18 protein-coding genes are annotated in these 19,716 nt (G+C 68.8%); 12 read left to right on the top strand and 6 right to left on the bottom strand.

What is annotated here, in order from left to right:
* Window positions 1–3 precede the first annotated feature (3 nt).
* The 3 genes from ehuD to ehuB are packed head-to-tail and all read right to left on the bottom strand — an operon-like array spanning window position 4 to window position 2,259.
* Window positions 4–651: an ectoine/hydroxyectoine ABC transporter permease subunit EhuD gene (gene ehuD, locus ACSVDM_RS22130; RefSeq protein ID WP_439267477.1), complete on the bottom strand. Its 648-nt coding sequence runs from the start codon at window positions 649–651 to the stop codon at window positions 4–6.
* Entirely contained in the window at window positions 648–1,364 is a 717-nt protein-coding gene (gene ehuC, locus ACSVDM_RS22135; RefSeq protein WP_439267479.1) for an ectoine/hydroxyectoine ABC transporter permease subunit EhuC, read from the bottom strand. Before ehuC ends, ehuD begins: the two co-directional genes overlap by 4 nt.
* Window positions 1,365–1,371: 7 nt before the next feature.
* A complete protein-coding gene (ehuB, locus tag ACSVDM_RS22140) occupies window positions 1,372–2,259 on the bottom strand; it encodes an ectoine/hydroxyectoine ABC transporter substrate-binding protein EhuB (protein ID WP_439267481.1) in 888 nt (295 codons plus the stop codon).
* Window positions 2,260–2,529: 270 nt separating this feature from the next.
* Between ehuB and ACSVDM_RS22145 the strand changes: the two genes are divergently transcribed.
* Together ACSVDM_RS22145 and ACSVDM_RS22150 are read left to right on the top strand one after the other, a co-directional pair.
* Window positions 2,530–4,278, top strand: coding sequence for a proline--tRNA ligase (locus ACSVDM_RS22145; RefSeq protein ID WP_439267483.1), 1,749 nt, complete (start codon window positions 2,530–2,532; stop codon window positions 4,276–4,278).
* A 137-nt stretch (window positions 4,279–4,415) separates the two neighbouring features.
* Window positions 4,416–6,167 (top strand): acyl-CoA dehydrogenase family protein, encoded by a 1,752-nt coding sequence (locus ACSVDM_RS22150; RefSeq protein ID WP_439267485.1) that lies wholly within the window; start codon window positions 4,416–4,418, stop codon window positions 6,165–6,167.
* Between the two features lie 216 nt (window positions 6,168–6,383).
* On the opposite strand, the gene ACSVDM_RS22155 is transcribed toward ACSVDM_RS22150, so the two are convergent.
* Both ACSVDM_RS22155 and ACSVDM_RS22160 read right to left on the bottom strand, forming a co-directional pair.
* Entirely contained in the window at window positions 6,384–6,815 is a 432-nt protein-coding gene (locus tag ACSVDM_RS22155) for a ferritin-like domain-containing protein (RefSeq protein ID WP_439267487.1), read from the bottom strand.
* On the bottom strand, window positions 6,812–7,612 hold the full coding sequence (locus tag ACSVDM_RS22160; protein ID WP_439267489.1) for a hypothetical protein: 801 nt from the start codon (window positions 7,610–7,612) through the stop codon (window positions 6,812–6,814). Before ACSVDM_RS22160 ends, ACSVDM_RS22155 begins: the two co-directional genes overlap by 4 nt.
* Window positions 7,613–7,793: 181 nt before the next feature.
* On the opposite strand from ACSVDM_RS22160, the gene rimP reads away from it, so the two are divergent.
* From rimP to ACSVDM_RS22205, 9 genes are all read left to right on the top strand, one after another.
* Window positions 7,794–8,423, top strand: a complete 630-nt coding sequence (gene rimP, locus ACSVDM_RS22165; protein WP_439267491.1) for a ribosome maturation factor RimP — start codon at window positions 7,794–7,796, stop codon at window positions 8,421–8,423.
* Window positions 8,420–9,448 (top strand): transcription termination factor NusA, encoded by a 1,029-nt coding sequence (gene nusA / locus ACSVDM_RS22170; RefSeq protein ID WP_067636432.1) that lies wholly within the window; start codon window positions 8,420–8,422, stop codon window positions 9,446–9,448. The genes rimP and nusA overlap by 4 nt, the downstream gene beginning before the upstream one ends.
* Before the next feature lie 70 nt (window positions 9,449–9,518).
* Window positions 9,519–9,851 carry a YlxR family protein gene (locus ACSVDM_RS22175; RefSeq protein WP_084456574.1) on the top strand — a complete coding sequence of 111 codons (333 nt, stop codon included), beginning with the start codon at window positions 9,519–9,521 and terminating at the stop codon, window positions 9,849–9,851.
* Window positions 9,852–9,959: 108 nt separating this feature from the next.
* On the top strand, window positions 9,960–12,935 hold the full coding sequence (gene infB, locus ACSVDM_RS22180) for a translation initiation factor IF-2 (protein WP_439267494.1): 2,976 nt from the start codon (window positions 9,960–9,962) through the stop codon (window positions 12,933–12,935).
* An 89-nt stretch (window positions 12,936–13,024) separates the two neighbouring features.
* Window positions 13,025–13,318 (top strand): DUF503 domain-containing protein, encoded by a 294-nt coding sequence (locus tag ACSVDM_RS22185; RefSeq protein ID WP_067492601.1) that lies wholly within the window; start codon window positions 13,025–13,027, stop codon window positions 13,316–13,318.
* A 54-nt stretch (window positions 13,319–13,372) separates the two neighbouring features.
* The gene (rbfA, locus tag ACSVDM_RS22190; protein ID WP_067492603.1) at window positions 13,373–13,819 is read left to right on the top strand and encodes a 30S ribosome-binding factor RbfA; all 447 of its coding nucleotides are present in this window, start codon (window positions 13,373–13,375) and stop codon (window positions 13,817–13,819) included.
* 9 nt (window positions 13,820–13,828) lie between these two features.
* Window positions 13,829–14,827, top strand: a complete 999-nt coding sequence (locus ACSVDM_RS22195; protein ID WP_439267496.1) for a DHH family phosphoesterase — start codon at window positions 13,829–13,831, stop codon at window positions 14,825–14,827.
* Between the two features lie 179 nt (window positions 14,828–15,006).
* On the top strand, window positions 15,007–16,359 hold the full coding sequence (locus ACSVDM_RS22200; RefSeq protein ID WP_439267498.1) for an MATE family efflux transporter: 1,353 nt from the start codon (window positions 15,007–15,009) through the stop codon (window positions 16,357–16,359).
* Between the two features lie 138 nt (window positions 16,360–16,497).
* A complete protein-coding gene (locus ACSVDM_RS22205) occupies window positions 16,498–17,634 on the top strand; it encodes a lipase family protein (RefSeq protein WP_439267500.1) in 1,137 nt (378 codons plus the stop codon).
* Window positions 17,635–17,671: 37 nt separating this feature from the next.
* On the opposite strand, the gene ACSVDM_RS22210 is transcribed toward ACSVDM_RS22205, so the two are convergent.
* Window positions 17,672–18,562 carry a TerD family protein gene (locus tag ACSVDM_RS22210; RefSeq protein WP_439267502.1) on the bottom strand — a complete coding sequence of 297 codons (891 nt, stop codon included), beginning with the start codon at window positions 18,560–18,562 and terminating at the stop codon, window positions 17,672–17,674.
* A gap of 151 nt (window positions 18,563–18,713) precedes the next feature.
* Between ACSVDM_RS22210 and ACSVDM_RS22215 the strand changes: the two genes are divergently transcribed.
* Entirely contained in the window at window positions 18,714–19,670 is a 957-nt protein-coding gene (locus ACSVDM_RS22215) for a metallophosphoesterase family protein (RefSeq protein WP_439267504.1), read from the top strand.
* Window positions 19,671–19,716: the final 46 nt, after the last annotated feature.

The following is a 19,716-nucleotide window of genomic DNA, read 5'->3' on the forward strand; positions in this document are numbered from 1 at the left end:
TCGTCAGTAGTAGGCAAGTCGCTTCTCCAGTCTTCTGATCAGCACGGAGGTCGGGTAGCTGGCGACGAGGAAGAACACGCCCGCCAGGGTGATCGCCTCCAGGTAGGCGAAGTTGCGCGCCCCGAATTGCTGTGCCGAGGTGACCAGTTCGACCACCGAGATGGCGAACAGGAACGGGGTGTCCTTGAACATCGACACCGCGTTGGTGCCGAGTGCGGGCAACGACGCCCGGATAGCCTGTGGCAGCACCACCGCCCGCCAGGTGCGTGTCGGCGGCAGCGACAACGCGCGCGCCGCCTCCCACTGCCCCTTCGGTACCGCCTCGATCCCGGCCCGGTACACCTCGGCGAGATAACTCGAGTAATGGATACCGAGCACGGTGATGCCGATCTGCAAAGCCGAGAACTGGGTGAGCAGGGTGTAGGCGAACAGCAGCTGCACGACCAGCGGGGTGAGCCGCACGAACTCGCTCACCGCGTGGACGGGTGCGGCGATCCAGCGCGGCATCGACTGGCGGATGATCGCGATCATCAGCCCGAGCACGGCGGCGAGCGCGAAGCCGAGCACGGTGGCGAGCAGGGTGATCTGGAAGCCGTCCCACAGCACCGGCAGGGCGTCGCGGGCGCGCTCCCAGCTCCATTGGGCGTTCATGCGGTCACCTTCGCGTCGTCAGGGGCGAGTCGCAGCACTTCCTTCAGCGACGCACCTCGGCCGAGCTTGGTTTTGGCGCGGGTTTCCAGGAGGTTCATGCCGAGGGTCAGCAGGTAGGCGAGGGCGAAATAGATCACCAGGCCGACGCCGAAGGAGAACAGGGTGTCGCTGGTGGTCTTGCGCAGCTGGCCGATCTCGTAGGTCAGATCGTGCAGGGTGATGTACGAGGCCAGCGCGGTGCCCTTGAGCAGGTGTACGAGCAGATTGGTCAGCGAGGGCAGCATGAGCGCCCACGCTTGCGGGAACAGCACCCGCCGCATTCGTTGCCATGGACTGAAGTTCAGCGCGACCGCCGCCTCGAACTGGGCGCGCGGCACCGCGTTCAGCGCGCCGCGCACCACCTCGGCACCGTAGGCGCCGTAGTTGAGGCCGAGCGCGAGGATGCCGCAGAACACCGGGTCGAGCTTGTAGCCGAGCAGCGGCAGCACATAGAACAGCCAGAAGATCTGCACCAACAGCGAAGTACCACGGAAGAATTCGATCAGAACCCGGGCGCTGCCACGCACCGCGAGCGAGCGGAAGCGCGCGGCCGTACCGAGCGCCAGGGCGAGGACGAACGCGAGCAGCGCACCGCCGATGGTCAGTTCCAGCGTGACGACGATGCCGTCCCACAGCGCGGGGAGGGCATCGCGTACCGCGTCGAGCTTGCTCACGAGCCGGTCAGATCTCGCCCTTGCAGAGTTTTGCCGTCGTGTACTTCGGGTCGGGCAGTTCACGTTCGGTGAAGCCGAACTTGCCGACGATGGACAAGTACTTGTCCTTGTCGCTGGTGATCTTGGCGAGTTCGGCGTTGTAGGCGGCTAGCAGGTCCGGATCGGTGGTGCGGAAGACCGTGCCGCCCGCACCGACCTGCGGCTTGCCGTCGATGACCGCCACGAACGACGGCGTCACATCGACCGGCGCGTCGGGAGTGTGGCTCTTCAGCCAGTTCAGCGAGATCGCGGTGAGCGCGAACACGTCGGCGCGGCCCGAGGTGACCGCGTCCATGCCGTCCTGCGGGGTGGCCACCTGGGTGGCGTCGATGCCGAGCGACGCGGCGTAATCGGATTCGATGGCACCCGTCATCGCGGCCATCTTCGCCCCGCTGGATTTGATCGACTGCATATCGCTGAGGTTCATCGGATTTCCCTTTTTCACCATCAGCGCGGTGGTGTACATGAATTCCGGTTCGCTGAATGCGGCCTGTTCGCAGCGTTTCGGCAAGATCGACATTCCGGCGCTCACCGCGTCGAATCGGTCGGCCTGCAAGCCGGGGATGAGGGCGCCGAACTCGGTCTGCACACCGTCGACGGTCTTGATGCCGAGGTTGGCGAAGATCTCCTTGTGCAGGGCCACGGTCGCGCCGGTGAGCTGACCGCCCTCCTCGAACGAATAGGGCGCCTCACCGGCGAAACCCACGGTGATCGTGCCCTTGTCCTTCAACGACTGCAGGAGTTGGCCGCTCTCGGTGGTCTCGGTCTTCGTGCACCCGGCGAGCACCGCCGCCGCGAGCGCGGCACCGGCGAACACTGCTGTACAGCGCTTAGGCAGGGAAATCGTGTCCGGCATGGTCGGCCTCTCGCAGGGGTAGCGCCGCAGAATGTGCAGGTTACCGAAACTTCTTTTGTCGTCGGGAAATTCGCGTCTGTGAAAAACCTAATGCTTCGATATTTGCCGAACCCGGTTCCGTTATCGCTTTGTTATCTGCTGATTGGCGCACGACTCCAATGGGTAACCTGATATGCGATTCCCGGCGTGGACCGGCGACGGGAACCTCCCGCGCGCTCAGGTGGTAATCGGCTGTCGGCCCCACCGGACCAGGGACTACCCTGTGCATCCGTGATCACCCGCCTCTCCCGCCTGTTCCTGCGCACCCTGCGAGACGATCCCGCCGACGCCGAGGTGCCGAGCCACAAACTGCTGGTGCGTGCCGGCTACGTCCGCCGCGTCGCCCCGGGCGTGTACTCGTGGTTGCCGCTGGGTCTGCGCACGCTGCGCAAGATCGAGGACGTCGTGCGCCAGGAGATGGACGCCACCGGCGCCCAGGAGATCTCCCTGCCCGCGCTGCTGCCGCGCGAGCCCTACGAGACCACCAACCGGTGGACCGAATACGGTGACGCGCTGTTCCGCCTCCAGGACCGCAAGGGCGGCGACTACCTGCTCGGCCCCACCCACGAAGAGCTGTTCGCGCTCACCGTGAAGGGTGAGTACAACTCCTACAAGGACCTGCCGGTCACGCTGTACCAGATCCAGGCCAAGTACCGCGACGAGGAACGCCCCCGCGCGGGCATCCTGCGTGGCCGCGAGTTCATCATGAAGGACTCCTACTCCTTCGACCTCGACGACGACGGCCTCGCCGCCAGCTACGCCACCCACCGCGCCGCCTACCAGCGCATCTTCGACCGGCTCGGCGTGAAGTACGTGATCGTTGCCGCCACCTCCGGTGCCATGGGCGGTAGCGCGTCGGAGGAATTCCTCGCCGAGAGCCCCGTGGGTGAGGACACCTACGTGCGCTGCGTGGAGTCCGGATACGCCGCCAACGTGGAAGCCGTGGTCACTCCCGCCCCCGCGCCGCTGCCCATCGACGGGCTGCCCGCCGCCGTCGAACACGACACCCCGAACACGCCGACCATCGCCACCCTGGTCGACTGGGCCAACGAGGCGAAGGTGCTCGACCGCGCCGTCACCGCGGCCGACACCTTGAAGAACGTGATGGTGAAGCTGCGTCACCCCGACGGCAAGTCCGAGATCGTCGGCATCGGCATCCCCGGTGACCGCGAGGTCGACGACAAGCGCCTCGAGGCCGCTGTCGAACCCGCGACGGTGGAACTGCTCACCGAGGCGGACTTCACCGCCAACCCGTTCCTGGTGAAGGGCTACATCGGTCCGAAGGGTCTGCAGGCCAACGGTGTTCGCTACCTGGTCGACCCCCGCGTCGTCGACGGCACCTCCTGGATCACCGGTGCCGACCAGCAGGGCAAGCATGTCGTCGGCCTGGTCGCCGGACGTGACTTCACCCCCGACGGCACCATCGAGGCCGCCGAGGTCCGCGACGGCGACCCCTCGCCCGACGGCGCCGGTCCGCTGGTGTCGGCCCGTGGCATCGAGATCGGCCACATCTTCCAGCTCGGCCGCAAGTACACCGACGCCTTCGATGTGGACGTGCTCGGCGAGAACGGCAAGCCCGTGCGCCTCACCATGGGCTCCTACGGCATCGGCATCTCCCGCATGGTCGCGGTGATCGCCGAACAGCAGCACGACGAGAAGGGCCTGCGCTGGCCCGCCGAAGTCGCCCCCTTCGACGTGCACGTGGTGATCGCCAACAAGGACGCCGCCGCCCGTGACGGCGCCGAACACGTGGTCGCCGGGCTGAACGCCGAAGGCCTCGAGGTCCTCTTCGACGACCGCACCGCCTCTCCCGGCGTGAAGTTCAAGGACGCCGAACTGCTCGGCATGCCCTGGATCCTGGTCATCGGCCGCGGCTGGGCCGAAGGCAAGGTGGAACTCCGCAACCGGCTGACCGGCGAAGCCGAGGAGATCCCGGCCGAAGACGCCGTCAGCGCGGTCACCGCGCGCGTCCGCGGCTGATCTGTCCGCAACGATCGCGCTGTCTCGCCGACCGGTGGGGCAGCGCGATCGGCGTATCCGCCGAACTTACGCCTACGTAGGGGAAACCTGCAGGTAGACGGCATAGTCGGGGACGGGGCGCTGATAAGTTGACGGGTATGACGAGTTCGCCCAGCCTGTTGTTCAACCCCGCCACCTACGACCCGCAGCATTTCGATGCGGAGACGCGGCGGCTGCTGAAAGCCACCATCGAGTGGTTCGAGTCCAAGGGCAAGGCGCAGTTGCTGGCCGACGACCGGGACGCGCTGTGGGTGCAGGACTTCCTGGACTTCGTGGCGAAGGAGAAGCTGTTCGCCACCTTCCTGACCCCGGCCGCCTACGCCGACGGTGACCCGAACAAGCGCTGGGACGCCGCGCGCAATGCGGCGCTGTCGGAGATCTTCGGCTTCTACGGGCTGGCCTACTGGTACGCCGAGCAGGTGACGATCCTCGGCCTCGGCCCGATCTGGCAGAGCGACAACGAGATCGCCAAGCGCAAGGCCGCCGCCGACCTCGCCGACGGTCAGGTCATGGCCTTCGCGCTGTCGGAGCGTGACCACGGTGCCGACATCTACAACACCGACCTCGTCCTGACTCCGACCGAGCCGGGCAGCGCCGACGCCGAGGCGGGGATCCTGTTCCGCGCCAACGGCGAGAAGTACTACATCGGCAACGGCAATGTCGCCTCGATGGTGTCGGTGTTCTCCCGCCGCGCCGACATCGAGGGCGCCGACGGCTACGTCTGGTTCGCCGCCGACTCCCGCCACGACAACTACCACCTGGTCGACAGCGTCATCCACGGTCAGATGTATGTGAGCCACTTCCGGCTGGAGAACTACCCGGTGACCGCCGCCGACGTGCTCCACGAAGGCCCCGAAGGGTTCTCGGCCGCGCTCAACACCGTCAACGTCGGCAAGTTCAACCTGTGCCACGGCAGCATCGGCATGGTGGAGCACTCGTTCTTCGAGGCCATCACCCACTCCAACAACCGCATCCTCTACGGCAAGCCGGTCACCGACTTCGCCCACGTGCGTGGCAATTTCGTCGACGCCTACGCCCGCCTGGTCGCGATGAAGCTGTTCAGCGACCGGGCCGTCGACTACTTCCGCAGCGCCTCCCTCGAGGATCGCCGCTACCTGCTGTTCAACCCGATGACCAAGTCCAAGGTCACCTCCGAGGGCGAGGTCGCGATGACCCTGCTGCTCGATGTGCTGGCGGCCAAGGGTTTCGAGAAGAACACCTACTTCCACGAGGCCTCGCGCTACATCAACCACCTGCCCCGGCTCGAGGGCACGGTGCACGTGAACGTGGGCCAGATCCTCAAGTTCATGCCGAACTACCTGCTCAACCCGGCCGAGTACCCGGCGGTCCCCACCCGGCTCGAGGCGGGCGACGAGGAGTTCTTCTGGAAGCAGGGCCCGGCGCGCGGCGCGGGCAAGGTGCGCTTCGCCGACTGGACCCCGCCCTACGAGGCGGCCGCCGACGTGCCGAACGTGGGCCGCTTCTACGAGCAGGCCAAGGCGCTGCGTGAGCTGCTGCTCACCGCCGCACCGGACGAGGCGCAGCAGAAGGACCTGGACTTCATGCTCACCATCGGCCACCTGTTCTCCACGGTGGTCTACGGTCAGCTGATCCTCGAGCAGGCCGAACTCACCGGCCTCGACCGCGACGTGCTCGACCAGATCTTCGACTTCCAGATCCGCGACTTCAACACCCAGGCCACCGCGCTGCTCGGCAAGCCGTCGGTCACCGACGCACAGCGGAACTGGGCCGTCGCCGCCCTGCGCACGCCGATCGCCGACGCGGAGCGGTTCGACCGGGTGTGGCAGCAGGTGGAGTCCTACGACGGCGCCTACGCGATGCGTCCGTAGTCGACAGCGACGGTCCGGCCTGTTCAGCGGGCCGGACCGTCGCTGTGTCACACGGGGCGGCCATCGAGGCTCCCTCGATGGCTCGTCGCCCGCCGGCACTGCCAACGGGAGGGAATGGCGTTGCCGGGCGGGCGGAATCGCTTCCGTCCGCGACGGGCTGATGTGCGCGGGCGGTATTCCAGTACGGAAGCCCGCGTGACCCGGTGGGCCTTCGGGCTATGTCCGTCCCGGGAAGCTGACGGTGACCGGGTTCGTGCCGAGGATCGCCTGCCATCGGGCGCGGCGCACCGCTGCTTCGGTGAGCGCTTCGACGGCGCCGGCCCGGACGGCCTCCTCGGTGGCCTGTTCGACCACGGCGTACCACGCTGCGGCGCAATCGGATTCGACCGCTACGGCGAGGTGTGCGGCCGGGATCGGGTCGTCGACCGGGAACGGTGGGTTGTAGGCGGCGTCGGGTGCCTCGGGTGCGGAGCCACCGGCTTCGAGCAGTTCGATCGTCGCGTCCCGGCGGGCGCGGTGCGCGGCACTGAACTCCGCGACCAGGCGCGACCGATCGCTGTTGGCGTAGGCGGCGATCAGGCCGTAGGAGTACACGGCCGCGTACTCGGTGTCGAGGGCGCGTTGCAGCGCTTCACGTTGACCGGTCATGACAGCAGAACTCCCGCCTCGGTGGCACAGGCCGCGCTGATCGAGGCCAGAAGCCCTGCGCGGTAACCGGATTCGGTGCGGGCCAGGGTCGCTGCGGCCTGCTGGGAATGCTGCAACCGGGCACGCAACTGCTCGACGCTGATCGGCTGCTGCGCCGCCGAGACCAGATCGGCGGCCGGCACCGGCGCACCGTCGGACCCCGGCACGGTGACGACGCCGGTGCGGTGCACAGGGGTGGTTCCGTCGCCGTAGACCCCGATCACCCGGTCGATCTCAGCGCGCAAGGCGTCGGCGTGGGCGGTGCGTTCGGTGGCGACGGTCGTCAGCGCGGCCTGCGCCTGCGGTGCGAGCGCGATCGCGGCCGTCGCGGCAGCGGCATCTGCTCGGGCCAGAACCTCGTGTGCGGCAAGGGGATCCGGCGCATGCACGGTGTCGTCCTCGGCGCACGACGCCAAGACGGCGACGGCGGGCACCGCGACAGCGCCCGCTCCGGCCAGCCTCAGTACCGTCCGCCGACGCCAGGTGCGCGCGGCACTTCCGGCGGCCGTAGCGTGCTCTGTCGACTTCGCGTGCGGCACGGCGTCGGTGTTCGGCGACTTCGGGTGCTCGGCAGTCTGCGTGGCAGCGTGGGTGCTCGGCGCGACGGCGGATTCGGCAGTCGTCGCGACGGCCGAGGCGGTGGCCGACCGCACGACTTCACGCGCGAACCCGCTGGTCGGCGGGAGGGAATCGCGGTGGTCGGTGCGCATGCCGGAAGGTCGCCCGGCACTCGGCGGGACGGTATGGCGGTGATGCACGTGGACCATCGTGCCAGATCTCGCGGCGGCGGTTCGCCACGCGGCGATCGCGCCTGGCACGCCGACAAGGACCGGTGCGCACCGCCCGGTGGCTGGTCCTTTACACTCTCGTGGCGCGTTACGCTAGACCTTCGGCGTAGAAATTTCCGATCGCGTCACAACTGAACCAGGAGCCGCCCATATGCCGATGCCCACCGAGGAAAGGGTGAGCCAGCTCGTCGCTGAGCTCGTCGCACGCCGGGGTTTCGACCTCGAGGGCGTCGCGATCGCGGCCGCGGGCAAGGACGAACTGGCTCCGGTTCGGGTGAAGGTCACCGTGGACAGCGACGGTCCCGCCGACCTCGACGCGATCGCCGACCTGAGCCGCGAGATGTCCGAGTCGCTCGACGCGGCAGGTGATTTCGGCGAATCCGCCTATCTGCTCGAAGTGACCACCCCCGGCGTCGACCGGCCGTTGACCACCGACCGGCACTGGCGCCGCGCCCAGGGCCGCAAGGTGAAGGTCGGCCTGGCCGACGGCGCCGAAGCCGTCGAGGGCAAGAAGAAGTTCGAGGCGCGCGTCGGTCAGCTCGCCGACGACGGCACCATCGCGCTCGTGCTCGGCGGCAGGAACAAGCCGCACCGGGTGCACGTGCCCCTCGCCGACATCGCCACCGCGGTCGTCCAGGTCGAATTCAACGCACCCGGCGCCGCCGAACTCGAACTCGCCGGTGGAATCGCCGCGGGCCGCCCCGTCCCGGGCGACGAACCCGCCGACCTCGCCGCAGCAGGCCAACACAGTGACACTCCCACCGAAGGGGTTGCGGAATGAACATCGAAATCGAAGCCTTGCGCGCGATCGTCGCCGACAAGGGCATCCCGATCGAGACCGTGATCTCGGCGATCGAGTCGGCGCTGCTCACCGCCTACCGGCACACCGAGGGGCACCAGCCCAACGCCTACATCGACATCAACCAGAAGACCGGCGTGGTCCGGGTGATGGCGCGCGAACTCGACGCCGACGGCAACCTCGTCTCCGAATGGGACGACACCCCTGAGGGTTTCGGCCGCATCGCCGCGACCACCGCCCGCCAGGTGGTGCTGCAGCGGCTGCGTGACGCCGAGAACGAGAAGTCCTTCGGCGAGTTCTCCACCCACGAGGGCGACATCGTCGGCGGCGTCGTCCAGCGCGACGCGAGGGCCAACGCGCGCGGCATCGTCGTGGTGCGCATCGGCAGCGAGGCCAACGGCGCCGAGGGCCTGATCCCGCCCGCCGAGCAGGTGCCCGGCGAGACCTACGAGCACGGCGACCGCATCAAGTGCTACGTCTACGGTGTGTCGCGCGGTCCGCGTGGTCCGCAGATCCAGCTCTCGCGCACCCACCCCAACCTGGTGCGGCGGCTGTTCTCGCTGGAGGTGCCCGAGATCGCCGACGGTTCCGTCGAGATCGTCGCGGTGGCCCGCGAGTCGGGGCACCGCTCCAAGATCGCGGTCCGTTCGACCGTGCCGGGCGTGAACGCCAAGGGCGCCTGTATCGGCCCGATGGGCCAGCGCGTGCGCAATGTGATGAGCGAACTGGCGGGCGAGAAGATCGACATCATCGATTACGCCGAGGATCCGGCGACCTTCGTCGGTAATGCGCTCTCGCCGTCGAAAGTGGTTTCGGTCACTGTCGTCGACCCCGAGGCGCGCGCCGCGCGGGTGATCGTGCCCGATTTCCAGCTCTCCCTCGCCATCGGCAAGGAGGGGCAGAACGCCCGCCTGGCTGCCCGCCTGACGGGCTGGCGCATCGATATCCGCAGCGACGCCGCGCCGGAGACCGACGATTCGGCACGGCCGCAGGCGCACCGTAGTTGACGCGTACACGTCGGAATATCGGCCACCGGATGACAGGTTGATAACTTCGGAAGGGGAGGGGTTCGTCGTTATGACCGGGTCACCGGTAGAGTGGGTGAAGGACCGGCCCGCGCAATCCGTTCGAACCTGTATCGGATGCCGTCAGCGCGAGCCGTCTGCCGACCTGTTGCGGATCGTGACGCAGCCAAGGGAGGCGGGCAGTGCTACTGCCGCCGCCCCCGTGGTCATCGTTCCCGACCCGCGGCGCAGACTTCCCGGACGGGGTGCCTGGTTGCACCCCGTCTCAGCTTGTCTGCGTTCCGCAGAGCGGCGCCGAGCATTCGGCAGAGCCCTACGAGTGTCCGGAAATCTGGATATCTCAGCCCTGGAGCAGTACCTCGAGAACAGGCACGAGCACTCATGAGCACACCGTGAAGCACCAACGATGAACGTCCATCGGAGATAACCCGAGGTCGTGCGGGCCCGCCTTACCTAGGCGGCGTCACTGCTCGACCTCTCAGTGAGGAGAGCAGTGGCAGGCAAGGCCCGCGTGCACGAGTTGGCTAAGGAACTCGGTGTCACAAGCAAGGAACTACTCGCGAAGCTCAAGGAGCAAGGCGAGTTCGTGAAGTCGGCGTCCTCGACGGTGGAAGCACCCGTCGCACGTCGTCTGCGCGAATCACTCGCGTCGAAGTCCGCTCCGGCGGCCGACGCGAAGCCGGCGGCCCGTCCGGGTCCGTCGTCGGCGGCCCGTCCGGCCGCCAAGCCCACCCCCGGTGGTCCCCGTCCGGGCCCGCGTCCGGCTCCGGCGCCCGCCGCCGCCGCGACTCCCGCACCCGCTCCGGCTCCGGCGCCCGAGGTGAAGCCGGCTCCGGCCGCCAAGCCGACGCCCGCCGCCGCGCAGAGCGCACCGGCCAAGCCGGCCAACGCACCGGCTCCCGGCCCGCGTCCGACCCCCGGCGCCCCGCGTCCGGGTCAGGCCGGTCAGGCGCCGCAGCAGCCGCGTCCGGGTACCCCCGCACCGGGTGCTCAGGCCCCGCGTCCGGCCGGTCCCGGCCCGAAGCCCGGCCCGAAGACCCCCCGGGTCGGCAACAACCCGTTCAGCTCCGCTCCCGATCGTGAGCGTCCGGCGCCGCGTCCCGCCCCGCAGGGCGGTCCTCGCCCGACGCCGGGTCAGGGCGGTCCCCGTCCGGCTCCCGGTCAGGGTGGCCCGCGTCCGGCTCCCGGTCAGGGCGGTCCCCGCCCCGGTCAGGGTCAGGGTGGTCCGCGTCCGGCCGCCGCGCAGGGCGGTGCCCCGCGTCCCGGTGGTCCGCGCCCCAACCCGGGCTCGATGCCGCCGCGTCCGAACCCCGGTGCCATGCCCGCCCGTTCCGCACGTCCCGGCCCCGCGGCCGGTGGCCGTCCGGGTCGTCCCGGCGGCGCCCCCGGTGGCGGCGCAGGCCGTCCCGGTGGTGGCGGCGGTGGCGGCTACCGCGGTGGCGGTGGCGGTGCCCCCGGCGCTCCCGGTGCCGGTGCACCCGCGGCTGGTGGTTTCCGTGGTCGCCCCGGTGGCGGCGGCGGTCGTCCCGGTGGTCCCGGTGGCCGTGGTGGTGCCGCAGGCGCCTTCGGTCGTCCCGGTGGCGCGGTTCGCCGTGGCCGCAAGTCGAAGCGGGCGAAGCGCGCCGAGTACGAGAACATGCAGGCTCCCGCCGTCGGCGGCGTGCGTCTGCCCCGTGGCAACGGCGAGATCATCCGTCTCGCCCGTGGCGCCTCGCTGTCGGACTTCGCCGAGAAGATCGACGCGAACCCGGCCGCACTCGTGCAGGCCCTGTTCAACCTCGGTGAGATGGTCACCGCTACCCAGTCGGTGAACGACGAGACCCTCGAGCTGCTCGGCAGCGAGATGAACTACGTCGTCCACGTGGTCAGCCCGGAGGACGAGGACCGCGAGCTCCTCTCCTCGTTCGACCTCACCTACGGCGAGGACGCGGGCACCGAGGAAGACCTCGAGCAGCGTCCGCCGGTGGTGACCGTGATGGGTCACGTCGACCACGGTAAGACCCGACTGCTGGACACGATCCGTAAGGCCAACGTCCGTGAGGGCGAGGCCGGTGGCATCACCCAGCACATCGGTGCCTACCAGGTGCTGACGAACCTGAACGAGGAAGAGCGCCTCATCACCTTCATCGACACCCCGGGTCACGAGGCGTTCACCGCCATGCGTGCCCGTGGTGCGAAGGCCACCGACATCGCGATCCTCGTGGTCGCGGCCGACGACGGCGTCATGCCGCAGACGGTGGAAGCGATCAACCACGCCCAAGCGGCCGACGTGCCGATCGTCGTGGCGGTCAACAAGATCGACAAGGAAGGCGCGAACCCGGACAAGATCCGGCAGCAGCTGACCGAATACGGCCTGGTGACCGAGGAATACGGTGGCGACACCATGTTCGTCGACATCTCGGCCAAGCAGGGCACCAACATCGACGCGCTGCTCGAAGCGGTGCTGCTGACCGCGGATGCCTCGCTCGACCTGCGGGCCAACCCGGACATGGACGCCCAGGGTGTCGCCATCGAGGCGCACCTCGACCGCGGCCGTGGTCCGGTGGCCACCGTGCTCATCCAGCGCGGCACGCTCCGTGTCGGCGACTCGATCGTGGCGGGCGACGCCTACGGTCGCGTGCGCCGCATGGTCGACGAGCACGGCGAGGACGTCCACGCGGCGCTCCCGTCGCGCCCGGTGCAGGTTATCGGTTTCACCTCGGTGCCCGGCGCCGGTGACAACCTGATCGTGGTCGAGGAAGACCGCATCGCCCGCCAGATCGCCGACCGCCGCAACGCACGCAAGCGCAACGCGCTCGCCGCACGCAGCCGCAAGCGGATCAGCCTGGAAGATCTGGATGCCGCCCTGAAGGAGACTTCGGAGCTCAACCTGATCCTCAAGGGCGACAACTCCGGTACCGTCGAGGCCCTCGAAGAGGCCCTGCTCGGTATCGAGATCGACGACGAGGTGCGCTTGCGTGTCATCGACCGCGGTGTCGGTGGCGTCACCGAGACCAACGTCAACCTGGCGTCGGCCTCGAACGCGATCATCATCGGCTTCAACGTCCGTGCGGAGGGCAAGGCCACCGAGCTGGCCAACCGCGAGGGCGTCGATATCCGGTACTACTCGGTGATCTACCAGGCCATCGACGAGATCGAGAAGGCCCTCAAGGGCATGCTCAAGCCGATCTACGAAGAGGTCGAGCTGGGCCGGGCGGAGATCCGCGCGATCTTCCGTTCGTCCAAGATCGGCAACATCGCCGGCTGCATGGTCACCAGCGGTTCGGTCAAGCGCAACGCCAAGGCGCGCCTGATCCGTGACGGCCGGGTGATCGCCGAGACGATGACCATCTCCTCGCTCAAGCGGGAGAAGGACGACGCCACCGAGGTGCGCGAAGGTTTCGAGTGCGGTATGACCGTGACCTACAGCGACATCAAGGACGGCGACATTATCGAGGCGTACGAGCTGCGCGAGAAGCCGCGCGACTGATAACGCACACCGTTCCACACGCCGCATCCGAATTCTCGGGTGCGGCGTGTGGTCATGCGTGCAAACCATCTACCAGGAGGTGAGCACCGCTGTACATCGGTGCGCTCGAATTCGATCTACTGCTCGGTGACGTGCATTCGCTCAAGGAGAAGCGGTCGGTGATCCGGCCGATCCTCGCCGAGCTGCAGAAACGCTTCGCCGTGAATGCCGCCGAGGCCGGTGATCAGGACCTGCACCGCCGTGCGCTGCTCGGGGTGGCCATGGTCAGTGCGGAAACGGGACATCTCAACGAGGTGCTCGACAAATGTGAGCGGCACGTTGCCGCGCGTCCGGAGATAGAGTTGCTGGCAGTACGCCGCCGGATCTTCGGACCCGAAGACTGACAGGCGCGGCCCGGGTGTCCCAGCCCGGTGCCTGCCTATGAGAGGAGTGTCCCCATGGTGGATCAAGCCAGGGCTCGCCGACTCGCCAAGCGGATTTCCGCGATCGTGGCCACCGCGATCGAGTACGAGATCAAGGATCCGCGGCTGCGGTTCGTCACCGTCACCGACGCCAAGGTGACCGGCGATCTGCGCGAGGCGACGATTTACTACACGGTGATGGGCGAGACGCTCGACGCCGAACCCGATTACGCGGCGGCCGCCGCAGGTCTCGACGCGGCCAAGGGGGTACTGCGGTCCAAGGTCGGCGCGGGGACGGGCGTGAAGTTCACTCCGATCCTGTCGTTCAGCCTGGACAAGGTGCCCGACGCGGCGCGCGAGATGGAAGAGCTGCTGGCCAGGGCTCGCGCCATCGACGACGAGGTGGCCAAGGTGGCCGCCAACGCCAAGCACGCCGGTGACGCCGACCCGTACAAGTCCGAACGCGACGACGAGGACGAGTAGGGCACCCGCGTGACCAGTGTCCGGGACGGGACCGAGCTGGGTGCCGCCGTCGCGTTGCTGGCGGCCGCCCGTTCGGTGACCGTCCTGTGCCATGTGCAGCCCGATGCCGACACGGTCGGCAGCGGGCTGGCCTTGGCGCTGGCTCTCGACCGCCGCGGCGTGCCGGTGTGCGTGTCGTTCGCCGAACCGGCCGAGCTGCCCGCCTCGCTGCGTACCCTGCCCGGCGGGCGGCATCTCGTCGCGCCCGCGCAGGTTCCGCACGAGGTGGACCTGCTGGTGGTCGTCGACTGCGGTGCCCGCAGCCGCCTCGGTGCGCTCGCCGACCGATTATCCGGTGCGGCAACGACTCTGGTGATCGACCATCACCGCGCCAACGACGGTTTCGGCACGGTGGATCTGATCGACGAGACGGCGGCCTCGACCACCGAGCTGGTCACCCGCCTGCTCGACGCGTGGGGCGTGCCGATCGACGCCGCCATCGCGCACTGCCTGTTCGCGGGCCTGGTCACCGATACCGGTTCGTTCCGTTGGGCGAGGCCGGGCAGTCACGCGTTGGCCGAGCGGCTGCTCGCCACCGGCATCGACGGTTCCGAAATCACCCGGTCCCTGCTCGATACCCACCCCTTCACGTGGTTACCGATGCTGTCGAAGGTGCTGTCCTCGGCGGTGGTCGTGCCCGGCGCGGCGGGCGTCGGGCTGGTGTACGCACTGGTTCGGGCCGCCGACACGCACGAGGTGGGGCCCGAGGAAGTGGAGAGCGTCATCGACGTCATCCGCACGACCGCCGAAGCGGGGATCGCCGTGGTCTTCAAGGAGGCGCGCGGGCAGAACGATCGCTGGACGGTGTCGCTGCGTTCGCGCGACTCGGCCCCCGGTGTTTCCGATGGTGTCGACGTGGCGGCGATCGCGAGCCGGTTCGGCGGCGGGGGACATCGGTTCGCGGCCGGGTATACGACTTATGGGAGCGCGGAGTCCGTGGTGCGCGCGTTGGTGGACGAGCTCTCCTGACGCACTGGTGTTGTGGTCGACGGCGTCGAGGCTGTCGATTTCATGACGGGATCAGGCGGCCGGTCGCCGCGAGGGGCGGCCGGGGTGGCCACAGGCTCTCGGTGTCTCGCCGACTTGTCGGAGGTCTGTGCCAGTATCGGCGGATCGGATGCGGGTGGCGGGAGGTCGGTGTGGGGTCGATGGTGTCCAACGATGACGACGCGATGATCGAGAACGCCGGGCCCCGGCGGATTCTCGGCATCGCGGTGCCGACGCTCGGCGTGCTGGTCGCGGAACCCCTGTATCTGCTGTTCGATATCGCGGTGGTCGGGCGGCTCGGGGCGCTGGCGTTGGCCGGGCTCGCCGTCGGCGGGGTGATTCTGGGGACGGTGAGTACGCAGCTGACGTTCCTGTCCTACGGGACGACGGCGCGGGCGGCTCGGCGCAACGGTGCGGGCGACCGCGCGGGGGCGGTCGAAGAGGGTGTGCAGGCCAGTTGGGTCGGCCTCGGGATCGGCATCGTGATCCTCGCGGTGATCCAGCTGTTCGCGGGCCCACTGTGTTCGGTGCTCGCCGGCGGTGGGGAGATCGCCGACGAAGCCCTCACCTGGGTGCGGATCGCACTCTTCGGAGTGCCGTTGATCCTGCTGTCCATGGCGGGCAACGGGTGGATGCGTGGCGTGCAGGACGTTCGGCGTCCACTGTTGTATGTCGTTGCCGGGCTGGCTCTTTCGGCGGTGCTGTGTCCGGTTCTGGTGTACGGATTACTCGGCGCGCCACGGATGGAGCTGGCCGGATCGGCGGTGGCCAACCTCGTCGGCCAGTCGGTGTCGGGTGCACTGTTCGGTTTCGCCCTGCTGCGGGAACGGGTTTCGTTGCGACCACGCCCGTCGGTGATGCGCGCCCAACTGGTCCTCGGCCGCGACCTCATCGTGCGCAGTCTGTCGTTCCAGGTGTGTTTCGTCTCGGCCGCCGCCGTCGCGGCCCGCTTCGGCGCCGCCTCGGTCGCCGCCCACCAACTGGTGGTGCAACTGTGGAATTTCCTCGCACTGACGCTGGATTCGCTGGCCATCGCCGCCCAGACCCTGGTCGGTGCGGCGCTCGGCGCGGGCAACGCCCGGGGTGCGAAGGGCATCGCCCGGCGCGTCACCACCTGGTCGGGGATATTCGGGCTGGTCCTCGCCGGAATCTTCGCCGCCGGTGCCGGCGTGCTGCCGCTGCTGTTCACCGACGACGCGGCAGTACTCGACCGCACCCACGTGATCTGGTGGTTCTTCGTCGCCATGATCCCGGTCGCGGGCGTCGTCTTCGGTCTCGACGGTGTCCTCCTCGGTGCGGGCGACGCGGCCTTCCTGCGCACCGCCACCTTGGCGGCGGCCCTCGGCGGATTCCTGCCCCTGATCTGGTTGTCCCTGGTCTTCGACTGGGGCGTCGCGGGAATCTGGACCGGTTTGGTCGTCTTCATGCTCGCCCGGCTCCTCGCAGTCGTCGCCCGTGCCCGATCCGGACGCTGGGCCAAGGTCGGCGCCGAACTCCCACGCGAAGCCGCCTAGCTGTCCGATCAGTCGAGCCGGGTCGGGCGTTTCGAGCGGAATTCGGTTCGTCGGCGCAAATGTGGGTAGTGCCGGTTCGTCGCCGATGACCTACCGTCGGGTGGACGACTCGGACCAGACATGGGAGGCGAAACCGGAGTGCACGAGTGGATTTCGAAGGCCGGGCGGGTGATCCTCGCTGGGGTCTTCGTACTGGTCGCGGTGGTCGTCGGGCTGCCCGCGACGGCACAGGCGGCACCCGAGACCCCGGGTCGGCTGGTGGCGCACACCGCTCAGCCCGCCGGGTGGGGCGAATGGTCGCGGGCCTCGATCGTCGAATACAGCACCGAGGCGGTCGCCGGGGGCACCACGAATTCGGCAGGGCTGCTGTTGCTTCCGGACACACCCGCCCCGGAAGGCGGGTATCCGGTCGTCGCCTGGGACCACGGCACCAGTGGCCTCGCGCCGCACTGCGGGCTCACCACTTCCAAAGCGGCGCACGAGCATTCGCTGCTGCAGTCGTTCCTCGACCGTGGCTGGGCCGTGGTCGCTCCCGACTATCTCGGGCTGTCGGCCGGCGCGGACACCGTGCATCCCTACCTGCACACTCGCACCGAGGCGACCGCCACCATCGACCTGGTGCGCGCCGCCCAGGCGGCCGAGCCCGGCCTGTCGCGCGCATGGGCCGTGGTCGGTGGTTCCCAGGGCGGACACGCCGCGCTGGCCACCGGCAACCTCGCCGCCGATTACGCCCCCGAACTCGACTTCCGGGGGACCGTGGCCTTGGCGCCGGAATCCCATTTCGAGGAGATCCTGTCCCGGCTGGGCCCCGGCGTCCCGAACCTTCCGGTCGTCGACCGGCTGGTCGGCCCGTTCGCGGGCATGCTCGCCGGGCTGCGCGCCGCCCGCCCGGACCTCGACGTGAACGGCGCGCTCACCGAGCGAGGCCGCCAGGTGGTCGACGCGATCTCGACCAGCTGTGTGCGCGAGTTCGATCGTGCGGCGGGCACCGCCTCACTCGGGTCGCTGCTGGCCCGGCCGATCACCGAGGGCGGCATCGGCGCGGCCTTGCGTGACTACATGGTGGTGCCGACCGTCGGTTACCGGCAGCCGATCCTCATCGCCCACGGTGCCACCGACATGGTCGTCCCGCTGCCGATGACCCTCGCACTGCTGTCGCGCATGCGGGCGGCGGGTACCGACGTGGAGTTCGCCCAGTACCCGGGCGGCCACGAGGAGATCGTCGTGGAATCGCGTGACCGCGTGCTCGACTTCGTCGACGAATTACTGGCCTGACCTGGTCCCCGCCGGGTGAACCGGCGGGCCGCGAGAGCTAGTCGGGGTCCTTCATCAGTGAGCCCACGGCGATGGCGCCTCCGACCAGCGCGAGCGGCACCAAGCAGAGGAAGCCGAATATGTCGCCTCGCTCGTTGATGTCTTCCTGTTCGTCACGGTTGTGGCGGGCCGAGTTGTTGGTGACGCAGATGTCGTCGGCGTCCATGACCTCGGTGCCGCAGCGGACGCCGGAATCGTCCTCGCTCAGGCTCATGAAGGCGATACCGCCGAAGAACACCATGATCGCGATACCGATGACGAAACCCATCACCCGCATCGCCGGAGTCGACCTCTCGGCGGCGGCCGATGCACGAGCGACCGGGACGGGCGGCATCGGTGGCATCGGCTCGGCGTACGGTCTCGGTGGCGTCGGCTCGGCCTGCGGTGCGGGCGTCAACGGCTCCGCCTGGGGCGCCGGCGGCAGCTCTAGTCCTATGTCGCGCGCGAGACCGGTGATCCCGTCTGCGTAGCCGTCGCCGAGGTGGCGAAGTTTCCACCGGCCCTGATGACGGTAGAGCTCCACCGTCCTGATCAGCGTCTCGGCCGTGAAGCCGCTGCTCACGGCGACGAACTCCTCGCCGTCGCCGCGCACGACGCTGCGCACCTGGCTGCCCGCGAACCCTTGCCTGCCCGTGGCCGCGGCCACGACGACCCGCGCGATACCGGCGTCGACCAAGGCGGGATCGATTCGCACCGACCCCTCCGTGACTTCGACGGCACCGTCAGCAGACGGGTCCGCCCCGGAAACCACCAGGTCACGGCCGTCGCGCAGGCGACCGTTGGCGTCGAGACCTACCGCGAGCACGCGCGGTGGCGGGCCGTCGACCACACCGACCCGGACCTCGACACGCCCGCCGGACAGCACACTGTTGCCCCCTTTTGCCAACAACACCAGTTCCCCCGAAGCTCTTGTGGCACAACGCCATGTGCGAAAAGCCTAACCGTTGCGCGCGGCGTCGGCAGGCTGTGTTCCGAAGAACCCGGACGCTCGTGACCGACGGGGATGGGCCGGTCGGGGGCCGATGTGTCACTGTGGACAGGTGAATCCGAAGTTGTGGGCGGTCAGCGATGTGCACGTGGGGCACCAGGGCAACAAGCCGATCGTCGAGCAGATCCGGCCCGACTCGCCGGAGGACTGGCTGATCGTGGCCGGTGACGTGGGGGAGAAGGCCGAGGAGGTGCGGTGGGCGCTCGAGTTGCTGCGTGCCCGCTTCGCCAAGGTGATCTGGGTGCCGGGCAACCACGAACTGTGGACCACACCCAAGGACCCGGTGCAGATGCACGGCGCCGCCCGCTACGACTACCTGGTGGCGATGTGCCGTGATCTCGATGTCCTCACCCCGGAGGATCCGTTCCCGGTGTGGAACGGGCCGGGTGCGGAGAAATTCGGCGGCAGCGTCACGCTCGCCCCGATGTTCCTGCTCTACGACTACTCGTGGCGGCCCGCCGGAACCAGCACCAAGGCCGAGGCGCTCGCGGTGGCACGGGAACGCAACGTGGTCGCCACCGACGAATTCCTGCTCCACCCGGACCCGTACCTCACCCGCGACGCCTGGTGCCACGCCCGCGTGCAGTACACCCAGCGCCGCCTCGACGCCCTGGTGCCGGACACCCCGCTGGTGATGATCAACCACTTCCCGCTGGTCCGCCAGCCCACCGACATCCTCTTCTACCCCGAGTTCTCCCTGTGGTGCGGCACCGACCTCACCGCCGACTGGCACACCAGCTACAACGTGGTCTGCTCGGTGTACGGCCACCTCCACATCCCGCGCACCACCCACTACGACGGTGTCCGCTTCGAAGAGGTCTCTCTCGGCTACCCGCGCGAATGGAAGCGCCGCGGGATGCCCGACCCCCTGCTGCGCCAGATCCTGCCCGAACCGGTCTACGCCGAAGGCGACCTCAACGCGTGGGGCGGCCACTTCACCGTCACCCCGGAGATGGAAGCGGCGGCGGAGGAGATGCGCGCGAAGGCGGATCGGCGCCGAGGCATCTGAACCGGGCCGGGTGGCCCTCCATCACGCACCGATTAGGCTGTTCTCC

The organism is Nocardia sp. JW2, from assembly GCF_051843015.1.
Taxonomy (GTDB): Bacteria; Actinomycetota; Actinomycetes; order Mycobacteriales; family Mycobacteriaceae; genus Nocardia; species Nocardia coubleae.